Source organism: Mycolicibacter heraklionensis, from assembly GCF_001021505.1.
GTDB lineage: Bacteria > Actinomycetota > Actinomycetes > Mycobacteriales > Mycobacteriaceae > Mycobacterium > Mycobacterium heraklionense.
This window is the reverse complement of sequence record NZ_LDPO01000010.1, coordinates 88,136-102,504: the sequence shown is the minus strand read 5'-3', so window position 1 is coordinate 102,504 and position 14,369 is coordinate 88,136. Positions and strand designations below refer to the sequence as shown.

The following is a 14,369-nucleotide window of genomic DNA, read 5'->3' as shown; positions in this document are numbered from 1 at the left end:
TCACCCCGTCGATGATACCCCCGTGGGGTATCCCACCGCTGGGGCGCGGCGGGCCCGACGCAGACGCGCGGTGCCCACCACCGCCAGCACCCCTGCGGCCGTGGCCAACGCCCATGCCAGCAGCAGCATCCGTGGCTGGTAGGTCACCGAGGTGGTGGCCGGTTCGCTGTCGATGACCGGCGCGACCAATACCAAATAACGCACCTGCAACCAGCTCATCGCGCAGCCCGCCGCCGCGGCGGCAGCTAAGGCCAGCTCGACAAGAGCACGGAGAACCGGGGCGGTCCTCACCAGGACGATCCGTCCTCGACGTCGGTTTCGGCTGGACCGCCGGGTGCGACCGTCTCTGGAATCAGCTCGCTGAGCGCGGCACGAAGCCTGCGATGGTCACGCGCCCAGGCCTGCACCGTGCGCCGCCCGGACAGCCTCAGACCGATGCCCACCCGGCGTCGGGGCACCCCGCTCAGCTCGCCCAACGCCCGGGATTCCTGCCACTTCTGCGGTTGCTGCTTGCCCCAGCCGGTGGGGCGCTCCGCCTCGGGGTAGATCGCCTGAATATCGGCGACCCGGATGGTTTCGGTGCCCTGCCGCAGAGTGACTGGCGTGAGCTCGACGGAGGTGTGGATACGCGCCGCCTTCACCTGGATGGCGAGCATCGCCGAGACCAGCACCAACAACACGCCGGGAACCAGGGGCTGAAAGCCGTAGCCGCCGGAGTTCTGGATCAGCACCAGCAGTCCCGCCGAGATCGGGCCGAACAGCACCCAATACCAGCTGGCACCGTGCTCGAAGAACAGCGGTGCGGGTTGCGGCTGGGGTTCAGACATGTCGGGTCAGCCTAACGCGGCCTCGAGGTTCACAGCACCTGACCGCAACATCCGGCCGGTTTATTGATTCTTATGTTACGCGCAAGTAGGCGGAGTTAGATTTCTGCTTGCGTACATGTTTTACACAGGTTTGCCGCGACTTGGAGATGAAACAGCAGGATGATGCGCCGCAACAACTCCGCCACAAGGCGCCACATGAGCAGCCAGATCGTCGGGTTTACCGCGACCGCGGGCGCGTTTCTGGCGTTCGGGGTGGCGCCGCTGGCTGCCGCTCCGGCGGCCCAGGCCGATTTCGATGACGCGCTCGACGCCGCCTTCGCGCCCTTCCTGGACGCCACCACCAACACCCTCGACTGGAACGCGGTGCTCTCACCCTCGGCGTGGGACACCTTCCTGGCCCCGGCGCACTGGGACACCGTCCTGACCGAACTGGCCGGTTTGACCGCCCCCGGCCCCGCCGCCGCCGCCGACCCCAACACTTGGCTGCTGCAGTACGTCTACACCCCCATCCACACCGGCATCGAAGCCTGGATCCACAGCGACCTCGGCCAACAAATCAACTACCTCATCAACCAACCCTTCCAGGACCTGACCGGTAGGCCCCTGATCGGCGACGGCATCGACGGCACCGCCGAACACCACGACGGCACCGACGGCGGCTGGCTGTTCGGCGACGGCGGAAACGGCTGGAATAGCACCGAATCCGGCGGCATAGGCGGAGCCGGCGGCAACGCCGGCATGTTCGGCAACGGCGGCACCGGTGGCAACGGTGCAGACGGCGGCCTCGGCGGCAACGGCGGAGACGGCGGCAACGGCGGCTGGCTGATGGGCAACGGCGGCACCGGCGGCGACGCCGGTGACGGCACCTACACCGGCCCCGGCGACCTCCCCGCCCTCGGCGGCGCCGGCGGCAACGCCAGCACGCTGCTCGGCGCCCACGGCGACCACGGCCACTACGGCACCCTCGACGGCGCCCCGGCCGCCGTCGCCGGGATCACCACCGCCGGCACGTGGATCACCGACGCCGACGGTCGGGTCCTCGTGCTGCACGGGTTCAACGAGGTCTACAAGATCCCGCCCTATGAGCCGTCCGCCGGCGGGTTCAGCGACGATGACGCGGCGTTCCTGGCCGCCAACGGCTTCAACTCGGTCCGGCTGGGCGTCATCTGGGCGGGCGTGGAACCACAGCCCGGCGTCATCGACTACAACTACCTCGCCTCGATCAACCAGACCGTGCAGATCCTGGCCAACCACGGCATCGTCAGCATCATCGACTTCCACCAGGACGACTTCAGCCCCGTCTTCGGCGGCGAAGGCGCACCGGAGTGGGCCACCCAAACCGGTGGGCTGCCCAACCCCGACATTGGCTTCGGACTCAACTACGCACTCAACCCCGCACAGAACCACGCCTGGGACATGTTGTGGTCCAACGCCAAAGGGCCCGACGGGGTGGGTCTTTTGAATCACTACGCGCGGATGACCCAAGCCGTTGCGGACTACTTCAAAGACGACCCCAACATCGCCGGCTACGAGATCATCAACGAGCCCTGGGCCGGCTCGACTTGGCTGTCAACGATATTCGGCAATTCCTTCTACGAAGCTCAGCAGCTGACCCCGTTCTACAACCAGGTGAGCGCGGCGATCCGGTCCGTCGACCCCACCACACCGATGATCTACGAGCCGAACACCCTGTTCAACGAGGCAGTGCCGACCCAGCTGGGTGCGGTGGACGACCCGCACGGCGTCTTCGCATTCCACGACTACTGCATGTTGACCAGCATCAGCGCGGCCTTCTCACCACTGTGCCCGGGGTACATCGAGCTACTGGCCGAGAACGGCGAGGCATACACGAGCAAGTACGACGTGCCGGGGCTCATCTCGGAGTTCGGATCCGGAAACGGCGCCGCGGAAGCCGTCATGGTGATGAACGCTGCGGACCAGCGCATGTGGGGCTGGTCGCAATGGGCCTACAACGGGGTTCCCGCCATCACCGGCACCGCCCCGGGCAATGCGCTGGTCTTCGACCCCAGCAAGCCGCCCGTCGGCGACAATGTCGATTGGTCCAGGCTGGAAGCGACGTCGGCGCCGTACGCGCAGGCCGTTGCCGGCACCCCGACCTCCTGGTCGTTCGACTCCGGCACTTTCCAGCTGAGCTACTCCACCGAGATGGCCGGCGGCACAGGCCACTTCGCCGCCGGCTCCCAGACCGAGATCTCGGTACCACCCATCCAGTACCCGGACGGCTATCAAGTCTCCGTCACCGGCGGACATGTGGTCTCGGCCCCTGGCGCGCCGGTGCTGGTCATCGCATCAGACAGCGGCGCGAGCACCGTCAGCGTCGTGGTGACTCCGGCAAGCTAGGAGGTACGCCTCAGCATGAAAGCCCAAATCAGCAGTCGAGTTGTCGGTTTTGCCGCGACCGCGGGCGCGTTTCTGGCGTTCGGGGTGGCGCCGCTGGTTGCCGCTCCGGGGGCCCAGGCCGATTTCGATGACGCGCTCGACGCCGCCTTCGCACCCTTCCTCGACACCACCACCAACACCCTCGACTGGGACGCGGTGCTCTCACCCTCGGCGTGGGACACCTTCCTGGCCCCGGCGCACTGGGACACCGTCCTGACCGAACTGGGCGGTTTGACCGCCCCCGGCCCCGCCGCCGCCGACCCCAACACCTGGCTGCTGCAGTACGTCTACACCCCCCTCCACACCGGCATCGAAGCCTGGATCCACAGCGACCTCGGCCAACAAATCAACTACCTCATCAACCAACCCTTCCAGGACCTGACCGGTAGGCCCCTGATCGGCGACGGCATCGACGGCACCGCCGAACACCACGACGGCACCGACGGCGGCTGGCTGTTCGGCGACGGCGGAAACGGCTGGAATAGCACCGAATCCGGCGGCATAGGCGGAGCCGGCGGCAACGCCGGCATGTTCGGCAACGGCGGCACCGGTGGCAACGGTGCAGACGGCGGCCTCGGCGGCAACGGCGGAGACGGCGGCAACGGCGGCTGGCTGATGGGCAACGGCGGCACCGGCGGCGACGCCGGTGACGGCACCTACACCGGCCCCGGCGACCTCCCCGCCCTCGGCGGCGCCGGCGGCAACGCCAGCACGCTGCTCGGCGCCCACGGCGACCACGGCCACTACGGCACCCTCGACGGCGCCCCACCCGGTGGCGTCTCCGACCTCGGCACCACCGGCACCTGGATCACCGACAACGACGGACGAGTGGTCCTCCTGCATGGAGTCAACGAGGTGAACAAGGAGGCGCCGTTCACGTTGTCTGCGGCGGGTTTCAGCGACGACGACGCAGCGTTCCTGGCAGCCAACGGCTTCAACTCGGTGCGGGTCGGAGTCATCTGGGCCGGGGTGGAGCCCCAGCCCGGCGTCATCGACTACGACTATCTCGCCTCGATCCGAGAGACGGTGCAGATCCTGGCCAACCACGGCATCTACGCCATCCTCGACATGCACCAAGACCTCTACAGCGCCTCACTCGGTGCCGACGGCGCACCGGAATGGGCAGTGCTGACCGGCGGACTGCCCAATGAAAACTACGGCTTCCCGTGGACCTACGCGCTCAATGCGGCAGAGAACCACGCTTGGGATGCGTTCTGGTCTAACGCCAAAGCACCCGACGGCATTGGTCTCCAGAACCACTACGCGCAGATGTGGGAACACGTCGCGAACTACTTCAAAGACGACCCCTCCGTGGTCGGCTACGAACTCATGAACGAGCCGTGGGCCGGATCATCATGGCTGTCAACGATATTCGGCAACTCCTATTTTGAGGCGCAACAGCTGACCCCGTTCTACAACCAGGTGGACGCCGCGATCAGGGCGGTCGACCCGACCACGCCGGTGTACTTCGAACCGAACACCCTGTCCGGCAACCTTCCGATCCCAACCCACCTGGGCACGGTGGACGACCCGAACCGAGTGTTCGCGTTCCACGACTACTGCCTCACGACAACGTTCATCGCCGGCAGCGACTTCGGCTGCTCGCTGTGGGAATCGATCGTCCAGGGCTACGCCGAGGACTATGCGGCAGCGCAGCACATACCCGCAACGATCACCGAGTTCGGTGCCACCAACGACACCGCCGTGCTGACCGACACCCTGAACCAGGCCAGCCAGCAGGAGTACAGCTGGCTGTATTGGCACTACGGCAGCCGATTGGTCCACGACCTCAGCGAAGCGCCGTCGGGTGCCAACGTCGACACCTCGGTCTTGGCAACGCTCGCTGAACCGTACCCGCAGGCCGTTGCCGGCACCCCGACCTCCTGGTCGTTCGACTCCGGCACTTTCCAGCTGAGCTACTCCACCGAGATGGCCGGCGGCGCCGGCCACTTCGCCGCCGGCTCCCAGACCGAGATCTCGGTGCCGCCCATCCAGTACCCGGACGGCTATCAAGTCACGGTCACCGGCGGGCATGTGGTCTCGGCCCCTGGCGCGCCGGTGCTGATCATCGCCTCGGACAGCGGCGCCACCACCGTCACCGTCACCGTCACGGCCGCCGTCGGTCCGGCCTGAGCGGCGTGACCTCAGGCACCATCAGATGTTCGCTGAACCGCTGAACACGGACAGCTTGAGCGACCGGGCTATGCTTAATCCCATCGAGATCAACACCCGCAAATTGGGTTACTTCGTGGCCGTTGCCGAAGAGTTGCACTTCAGCAAGGCCGCGGAACGTGTTCACCTGGCCCAGCAGGCCCTCAGTCGCCAGATCAAGGAACTCGAGAACCTGGTTGGCGCCAAGCTGCTGGAGCGCACCACCCGCAAGGTGACGTTGACGCCCGCTGGTGAGGCCTTCCTGGCGGGAGCTCGCACCGCGCTCGCCGCTCTTGACGAAGCTGCATCCGCCGCACGACGAGCCGCGCGCGGGCTGGCCGGCACGCTGCGGCTGGGCTACGTCCCCGGTGCCGCCCTCGAACTGACACCGTTGATCCTGGCCGAGTTCGCCGAACGCCACCCCGCCGTCGTCGTTGAGATGCAAGAGTTTCCGGTCCACGACTCATCGGCGGGCCTGGCATCTGGGGCCGCTGACGTGGCGTTCGTGCGGCTGCCGAAGGGCATACCCAACATCGAGACGGAGGTCCTGTTCGTCGACCCGGTGGTGGCGATGGTGCCGAACTCGCACCACCTCGTCGGACGGGGTTCGGTGTCTGCGAAGGATCTCGTCAGTGACCCGATCACCAACGGGGACACCGTTGACGAGGCCTATCGCGCATTCTGGTGTCTGGAGGCGGCACGCGACGAGTCAACCAAGGCCCGCCTCGTTCCCATCACCTCGATCACCGAGGAAGCACAAGTGGTCGCGGCCGGAGCGGCTATCGCCGTCACCAGCGCAGTGGTCATGAACTTCATGCCGTTGCCGGGCGTGCGATTCCTGGCGATCAACGACTGGCCCGGCTCGGCGATCGCCCTCGGCTGGCACCGCGGCGAACGCTCCCCTTTGGTTGCCCAGTTTCTCGAGGTCGCGCTGTCAGTGCGGGACCGCGAGTCCGAGCTCGTCCACACCATGGAGAACAGGCCGACCACCGCCTGAATTCAGCACACTGCCGTTGTCAATGAGCCGGCGGTTTGGTGTTTCCGTTCGCGGCTGCCGATTGTCAGGATTGACGCAGGAATTATTAGAATTCCTGCTCAGAGCCATGACTATCTGAGAAATTACGTCGCCAGGGGTTTCGGTTATGACTCATCAGCGTTCTGCCATGCGTCCCCACCGGTTGTGCACGGCACGACGTCGCCTGATCGGTCTCAGTGTCAGTGCCGGCGCGTTCGTGACCGTCGGGTTGGGGCCATTGGCCGTTGCGCCGGTGGCCCAGGCCGACTTCGACGACGCGATCGACGCCGCCATCGCACCTTTCGTCAACGCCACCACCAACACCCTCGACTGGGACGCGGTGCTCTCCCCCACCGCCTGGGACACCTTCCTGGCACCCACTCACTGGGACGGCGTGCTGGCCGAACTGGGCGCCCTCGCGGTGCCCGGAACGGCCGGCTTCGACCAGACAGACCTCGCTGAATGGGTGCAGCAGTACCTCTACACCCCGATCCACGCCGGTATGCAAGCCTGGATCACCAGCGACTTCGGCAAATCGGTCAACGACGTGATCAACACGGTGTTCGGCTCGCTGGTGATCGGCAACGGCGTCGACGGAACGGAAGCGATCCCCAACGGCACCGCGGGTGGATGGCTGTTCGGCGACGGCGGCGCAGGTTGGGACAGCACCGAGCCCGGCGTCGCCGGCGGTGACGGCGGCACGGCCGGGCTCTTCGGCACCGGAGGGGCCGGCGGTGACGGCGGCACGGGAGCCATCGGTGGGCACGGCGGCAATGGCGGATGGTTGATCGGCATCGGCGGTGACGGTGGCGACGGCGGCAGCAGCGACGGCGGTGTCGGTGGCTATGGCGGTGACGGCGGTAGCGCAACGGGATGGTTCGGCAGCGGTGGCGACGGTGGCGACGCCGGCGCTGGTGTGTACACCGGTGGCCGCGAGCTGCCCGCCCTCGGCGGAGCCGGCGGCAACGGCAGCTCGCTACTCGGCACCCACGGTGTCCACGGGCAATTCGGCACCCTCGACGGCGCCCCGCCCGGAGGTGTCTCGGATCTCGGCACCAGCGGCGCCTGGATCACCGACAACGACGGACGGGTCGTCGTCCTGCACGGATTCGGCGAGGTGAACAAACGAGCACCGTTCTATCCCGCCGCTGAGAACGAAGGGTTCAGCGACGCCGACGCGGCACTACTGGCCGCCAACGGCTTCAACGTGGTGCGGGTGGGAATCCTGTGGGAAGGCGTGGAGCCCAGACCTGGCGTCATCGACTACGACTACCTCGCCGCGATCAACCAGACCATTCAGACACTGTCCAACCACGGCATCTACACCGTTCTCGACATGCATCAGGACCTCTACGCCGCCGGGCTGGGCGGCCCGATGGGCTACGGCGACGGCGCACCGGACTGGGCCGTACAGACCGGTGGGCTTCCCGACCCCGACACCGGCTGGCCGTGGACCTACGCGCTCAATCCGGCCGAGAACCACGCCTGGGACAAGTTCTGGACGAACGCCGACGCACCCGACGGCATCGGGCTGCAGAACCACTACGCGCAGATGTGGCAAGCCGTTGCGCATTACTTCAAAGACGACCCCCACGTTGTCGGCTATGAGCTGATGAATGAACCGTGGCCGGGCTCGACGTGGTTGTCGACCATCTTCGGCAACTCGTTCTTCGAAGGCCAGCAGCTCACCTCGTTCTACGACCAGGTGGCCTCGGCAATCCGGTCCGTCGACTCGACCACCACGTTGTACTTCGAACCGAGCACGCTGTCCGGCAATCTCCCGATCCCGACCTACCTGGGCGAGGTGGACGACCCGAACACCGTCTTCGCGTTCCACGACTACTGCACCATGACCGCCCTGTTCGGCACCGACTTCGGCTGCTCACTGTGGGAGACGATCGTTCACGGCAACGCCGACGCCTACGCGTCGAAATACGATCTCCCGGTGGCGATCACCGAGTTCGGCGCCTCCACCAACACCGGCTCGATCACCGACACCATGACCGAGGCCAACCGCTATGGCTACAGCTGGATGTTCTGGGACTACACCCTGATCCGCAACCACGACCTGCACACGCCCATAACCGACGAGACCGTCGACTATGCGACCTTGACCACGCTGGCCCAGCCCTACCCACTGGCGGTGGGCGGCACCCCTGGCGCCTGGTCGTTCGCGGACGGCACCTTCAACTTCAGCTACTCGACCGAGATGGCCAGCGGCTCAGGACACTTCGACGCCGGCACCCAAACCGAGATCTCGGTACCGACCCTGCAATACCCCGACGGCTACCAGGTCAGCGTCACCGGAGGACACGTTGTCTCCGCGCCGAACGCCCCTGTGCTGGTGATCGCCTCAGACGGCGGCGCGAACACCATCACCGTCACCGTTACCCCGGCAATCTAGGAGATTCGCGTGACCATGACGGACCGCATCCGCATCCGAAAGACCGTCGGATTTGCCACTGCCACAGGCGCATTCCTGACCTTCGGACTGGCGCCACTGGCTGTCGCGCCGGCAGCCCAGGCAGACTTAGACGACGCGATCGAAGCAGCCATAGCACCCTTCGTGGACGCCACCACCAACGATCTCGACTGGGATGCGGTGTTCTCCCCCACCGCCTGGGATACCTTCTTCGCCCCCGCGCACTGGAACACCATCTTCGGTGAACTCAGTATCCCGGGTGAAGCTGCCGGACCGGCCGCATACGATCCGGCGGACCTGACCGGTTGGCTGGAGCAGTACTTCTACATGCCGATCCACGACGGCATCGAAGCCTGGATCAACAGCGACCTTGGCCAACTGATCAACAACTTCATCAACCAGCCGTTCATCGACCTGACCGGACGCGCGCTGATCGGCGACGGCGTCGATGGGGACTACTTGCATGTCAACGGCACCGACGGTGGTTGGCTGTTCGGCGACGGCGGCAAGGGCTGGGACAGCACCGTAGACCACACGCCCGGTGGCAACGGCGGACACGGCGGACTGTTCGGCATCGGCGGGGACGGCGGCCATGGCGGCCTCGGTGCTTCCGGTGGTGCCGGAGGCGCGGGTGGGGTGCTGATGGGCATCGGCGGAAACGGCGGCGACGGCGGCGACGGCGACCTCGGCTTCAACGGCGGTGCCGGCGGGGCCGGCGGCGCAGGTGGTGACGCGACCGGCTGGTTCTTCGGCCTCGGCGGAAACGGCGGAAACGGCGGCGACGGCGCCGCCGGCGGCACCGGCGTCGCAGGAGGTCACGGGGGCGACGGTGGTAGCGCCACCGGACCGTTCAGCAGCGGCGGCCACGGCGGCGATGCCGGCGACGGCGTCTACAGCGGCCCACGCGATCTGCCCGCCCTCGGCGGGGCCGGCGGCAACGGCGGCCTGCTCGGCAGCCACGGCGACCACGGCCACTTCGGCACCCTCGACGGCGCCCCGCCGGGTGGCGTCTCCGACATCAGTACCGCCGGCAGCTGGCTGGTCGACGGTGACGGACGAGTCGTCGTCCTGCACGGATTCGGCGAGGTGGTCAAAGACCCGCCGTTCTACCCAGCCTCCGAGGGGTTCGGCGACGCCGACGCGGCGCTGCTGGCCGCCAACGGTTTCAATGTGGTGCGGCTCGGCATCATCTGGGCCGGAGTCGAGCCCGAACCCGGCGTCTACGACTACGAGTACCTGGACTTGATCAACCAGACCGCACAGACACTGTCCAACCACGGCATCCGCGTCGTCCTCGACATGCACCAGGACAACTACGGCACCACATTCTGGGGCGATGGCGCACCGGCGTGGGCGGCGCAGACCGGCGGCCTGGCCAATCCCCACACGCCTTTCCCGTTCCGCTACGTCATGAGCCCGGCGGAGAACTACGCCTGGGATTCGTTCTGGACGAACGCCGACGCGCCCGACGGGATCGGACTGCAGAACCACTACGCGCTGATGTGGCAAGTGGTTGCGAACTACTTCAAAGACGACCCCAACGTGATCGGCTACGAGCTGATGAACGAGCCGTGGCCGGGCTCAACGTGGCTGTCGACCATCTTCGGCGGCTCGTTCTTCGAAGGACAGCAGCTGACCCCGTTCTACAACCAGCTGGCTTCGGCGGTCCGCTCGGTTGATCCGGCCACGCCGCTGTACATCGAACCAAGCGTGCTGTCCGGAAACCTCCCCATCCCGACCTATCTGGGCGAGGTGGACGATCCACGCGTCGTCTTCGCGTTCCATGACTACTGCACCACAACGGCTTTCATGGACAGCAACTTTGGCTGCTCATTGTGGGAGACGATCGTCCACGGCAACGCCGATGCGTACGCATCGCAGTACGACATCCCGTCAGCGATCACCGAGTTCGGCGGAACCACCAACGCCGGCTCGATAGCCGACACCCTCAACGCGGCCAATAGCTATGGCTACAACTGGATGTTCTGGGACTACACCATGCTCCGGTACTGGGACCTGAACCAGCCCATGACCGAAGACAACATCAACATGGACCTGCTGACGCAACTGTCGGAGCCGTATCCGCTCGCCGTGGCCGGCACCCCGGACGCCTGGTCGTTCGACTCCGGCACCTTCGAGCTCAGCTACTCCACCGAGATGGCCAGCGGCACCGGCCACTTCGCTGCCGGCGCACACACCGAGATCTCGGTGCCGAACATCGTCTATCCGGACGGCTACCAGGTCACCGTCACCGGCGGACACGTCGTCTCAGCCCCCAACGCTCCGGTGCTGATCATCGCCTCCGACAGCGGTGCGGGCACCGTCAACGTCGTGGTGAGCCCGGCAGCCGGCTAACGCGTGAAGTACCGCTGGGCGTCGGATCGGTGCAACAGAAAAGTCCCCGCGGCGATCAGTACCGATCCGACAATGCCGGTGGCCGCAACGACCAGCGCGACCGCCGGCCGCGCATCGGCGTGCGACAGCGTGCTGACCGCGTTGACTATCGCCGCGATTCCCCCGCCGGTCAACACCGTGCGCGCCCAGCGGTACCCGGAACGCATCAGCATCAAAAACGTCGTCACCACCACGACCACCACGAGCGCCATCAGTGCGGTGATCGGATAGGTGACCGCGGTCGCGTGGACGTCCGGGGCGGTCAGCAGGCTCACCACGTAGCCGCACGTCATCAACGGCAGGGCGGTCAGCCACAGCCAGAACCCGGTGTCGACGTCCGCCGGGCGGGCCGGCTGGGCGTCCACCGTTGGCTCCGGCCCGTCCGGTAGGCCCGTCACGCCAGCCAACCGGCCGCTTCGGCCGCCCAGTAACTCAGCACGATGTCGGCGCCGGCCCGCCGGATACCGATGAGGGACTCCAGCGCCGCGGACCGTCCGTCGATCCAGCCGTTGGCGGCGGCCGCGGCGATCATCGCGTACTCACCGGAGACTTGGTATGCGGCGACGGGGACCGAGGACACCGCGGCGGTCGCCGCGATGACGTCCAGGTAGCCCATCGCGGGTTTGACCATCACGATGTCGGCGCCTTCGGCGAGGTCGAGGGTGACCTCTCGCAGCGCCTCGCGGGCGTTGCCGGGTTCCTGCTGGTAGGTGCGACGGTCCCCGGCCAGGGTCGAGGCGACCGCATCCCGGAACGGGCCGTAGAACGCCGAGGCGAACTTCGCCGCGTAGGCCAGGATCACCGTGTCGTGATGCCCGGCAGCGTCCAGCCCGTCGCGGATGGCGGCGACCTGGCCGTCCATCATGCCGCTCGGACTCACCACGTGAGCGCCTGAATCCGCTTGGGCGACAGCCAGTTCCACGTAGCATGACAGCGTAGCGTCATTATCAACACGGCCGAACCGGTCCAAAACCCCGCAGTGGCCGTGATCGGTGAACTCGTCCAGGCAGGTGTCGGCCATCAGCACGGTGGAATCACCGAGGTCGGTGGCCAGATCACGCAGCGCGGTGTTGAGCACGCCGTCGGGAGCCGCGCCGGCCGATCCGGTGCTGTCTTTGTCCGCCGCTGCCGGAACCCCGAACAGCATCAGCCCGCCCACGCCGGCCGCTACCGCCTCGGCGGCCGCGGCGCGCAGCGAGTCACGCGTGTGCTGATACACCCCGGGCATAGAAGGGATCGGCCTCGGCTCGTCGATGCCGTCGGCGACGAACATCGGCAACACCAGATGCCTGGGCTCCAGCGACGTTTGAGCCACCAGCCGGCGCAGCGCCGGAGTGGAACGCAGCCGACGGGGACGCTCTCTCACGCGTTGACTCTGCGGTGAGGGCGAAGGCTACTCGCACTTCTTCGCCGTAGGCGCAGAGTCAACGCGGGATGAATCATCGCCTGCGGCTCTTCTTACGCGGCGGCGGCAACGCACCCTCGGCCCGCAGTCGCGCGGCGTGCTCGGCCAGCGCGTCGACCAGCGGACCCACGGCCGCGGTCTCCGGCTGCACGTCCACCCGCAGCCCGAATTCGGCTGCCGTCTCGGCGGTCTTGGGGCCGATGCAGGCCACCAGGGTCCGGGCGTGCGGCTTGCCGGCGATGCCGACCAGGTTGCGCACCGTCGAGCTCGAGGTGAAGCACACCGCGTCGAACCCGCCGGTCTTGATCATCTCGCGGATGGTCGCCGGCGGCGGAGCGGCCCGCACGGTGCGGTAGGCGGTGACATCCTCGATCTCCCAGCCCCGCTCGCGCAGCCCTTCGGCCAGCGTCTCGGTGGCGATGTCCGCCCGCGGCAACAGCACTCGGTTCACCGGGTCGAAAACATCGTCGTAGGGCGGGAATTCGTCCAGCAGGCCGAGCGAGGACTGCTCACCCGAGGGCACCAGCTCGGGGCTGATCCCGAACGCCCGGACCCGCTCTGCGGTGGCCTCGCCGACGCAGGCGATCTTCACCCCGGAGAACGCCCGAGCGTCCAGACCGAACTCGGCGAACTTCTCCCACACAGCGCGCACCGCGTTGGTCGAGGTGAACACCACCCACTGGTAGCGGCCGTCCACCAAACCCTTGACGGCCCTTTCCATCTGAGCGGGGCTGCGGGGCGGCTCCACGGCGATGGTCGGAACTTCGATCGGCGAGGCGCCGTGCCCGATCAGCCGGTCGCTCATCTCGCCGGCCTGGTCCTTGGTGCGCGGCACCAGAACCGTCCAGCCGTACAGCGCGCGGCTCTCCCACCAGTTCAGCTTGGCCCGGTTGCTGACCGTCTTGCCGATGGTCACCACCAGCGGCCCGGCCGAGGTCTCCTGACCGTTGGGCAGGATGACCGGGTCGATGCTCACCAGCGCCGACGCCTCCGTCAGACCGCCGAGGCTGGACTCGATCGAGCGCTGCGCGCAGGTGGTACCCGAGGTGGTGACCACGCACGGCGTGTTGTCCGACAGGCCGTACTCGATCAGGGTGCGGGCCGCCTCCGGCAGGTGCGAGGTGGTGGCCTGCAAGATCAGCGGCCCCGGAGCGGCGGCCAGCGCGCCCCAGTCCACGTTCGGGTCGCGGACATCGGCCACCGTGTGCGACGAGCCGAGCGGCAGACCGGCGTAGGTGGGCACCGCACTCGTGGCGGGCAGTCCCGGCACGATCTCGAACGCAACGTTGGTGCGAGCCACCGCGTTGACCTCGGTGATGACCGCGTCGATGGACAGCGGGTCACCGGCGACCAGCCGCACCACGTCGGCGCCTGCGCGAGCCTCGGCCGCCAGGATCTTCGCCACCTCGGCCGGCTCGCCCAGCGCCGGGCGGATGTCGGGCCCGCCCGGTACGGTCGCGGCATCGTCGGCAGCGTCAGCGTCGGTGCCGTCGGCGTCGTGGGCCGCGTCGTCGTCGGCCTTGTCCGCCTTGGGGGCCGGGGGCACGGGACCAGCGATCGGAGGCAGGTCCGTGCCGACCAGCGCCAGCACCGCCTCGGGCACGTCGGGGTCGATGAACACCAGCGCGGCGTTCGTCAGCGCCGTCCGTGCCCGCGTCGTCAGCAGGCCCGGGTCGCCAGGACCCGAGCCGACGAAAACAATGCGGCCCGGCTTGGGCTTCTGCCCTCGCACGCTCACTTGGCGAGCCATTCCGT

At 67.4% G+C, this 14,369-nt stretch carries 10 protein-coding genes; 5 read left to right on the top strand and 5 right to left on the bottom strand.

The window, feature by feature from the left end; all coding sequences use genetic code 11:
• Both ABW16_RS13390 and ABW16_RS13385 read right to left on the bottom strand, forming a co-directional pair.
• On the bottom strand, window positions 1-291 hold the full coding sequence (locus ABW16_RS13390) for a hypothetical protein (protein WP_047319667.1): 291 nt from the start codon (window positions 289-291) through the stop codon (window positions 1-3).
• On the bottom strand, window positions 288-827 hold the full coding sequence (locus ABW16_RS13385) for a hypothetical protein (protein ID WP_047319666.1): 540 nt from the start codon (window positions 825-827) through the stop codon (window positions 288-290). The genes ABW16_RS13390 and ABW16_RS13385 overlap by 4 nt, the downstream gene beginning before the upstream one ends.
• A gap of 195 nt (window positions 828-1,022) precedes the next feature.
• On the opposite strand from ABW16_RS13385, the gene ABW16_RS13380 reads away from it, so the two are divergent.
• From ABW16_RS13380 to ABW16_RS27765, 5 genes are all read left to right on the top strand, one after another.
• Window positions 1,023-3,188: a cellulase family glycosylhydrolase gene (locus ABW16_RS13380; protein WP_047319665.1), complete on the top strand. Its 2,166-nt coding sequence runs from the start codon at window positions 1,023-1,025 to the stop codon at window positions 3,186-3,188.
• Between the two features lie 15 nt (window positions 3,189-3,203).
• Entirely contained in the window at window positions 3,204-5,360 is a 2,157-nt protein-coding gene (locus tag ABW16_RS13375; RefSeq protein WP_268768036.1) for a cellulase family glycosylhydrolase, read from the top strand.
• A gap of 70 nt (window positions 5,361-5,430) precedes the next feature.
• Complete coding sequence (locus ABW16_RS13370) at window positions 5,431-6,375, top strand: LysR family transcriptional regulator (protein WP_047319730.1); 945 nt, start codon at window positions 5,431-5,433, stop codon at window positions 6,373-6,375.
• Window positions 6,376-6,541: 166 nt separating this feature from the next.
• Window positions 6,542-8,797 carry a cellulase family glycosylhydrolase gene (locus tag ABW16_RS13365; protein WP_047319664.1) on the top strand — a complete coding sequence of 752 codons (2,256 nt, stop codon included), beginning with the start codon at window positions 6,542-6,544 and terminating at the stop codon, window positions 8,795-8,797.
• Window positions 8,798-8,812: 15 nt separating this feature from the next.
• Complete coding sequence (locus tag ABW16_RS27765) at window positions 8,813-11,170, top strand: cellulase family glycosylhydrolase (protein ID WP_082134107.1); 2,358 nt, start codon at window positions 8,813-8,815, stop codon at window positions 11,168-11,170.
• On the opposite strand, the gene ABW16_RS13355 is transcribed toward ABW16_RS27765, so the two are convergent.
• The 3 genes from ABW16_RS13355 to ABW16_RS13345 form a co-directional block, all read right to left on the bottom strand.
• On the bottom strand, window positions 11,167-11,607 hold the full coding sequence (locus ABW16_RS13355; RefSeq protein ID WP_047319663.1) for a hypothetical protein: 441 nt from the start codon (window positions 11,605-11,607) through the stop codon (window positions 11,167-11,169). The genes ABW16_RS27765 and ABW16_RS13355 overlap by 4 nt on opposite strands.
• Complete coding sequence (gene hemB / locus ABW16_RS13350; protein WP_047319662.1) at window positions 11,604-12,575, bottom strand: porphobilinogen synthase; 972 nt, start codon at window positions 12,573-12,575, stop codon at window positions 11,604-11,606. Before hemB ends, ABW16_RS13355 begins: the two co-directional genes overlap by 4 nt.
• Before the next feature lie 73 nt (window positions 12,576-12,648).
• Window positions 12,649-14,364 (bottom strand): bifunctional uroporphyrinogen-III C-methyltransferase/uroporphyrinogen-III synthase, encoded by a 1,716-nt coding sequence (locus ABW16_RS13345; protein ID WP_047319661.1) that lies wholly within the window; start codon window positions 14,362-14,364, stop codon window positions 12,649-12,651.
• Between the last annotated feature and the right edge of the window lie 5 nt (window positions 14,365-14,369).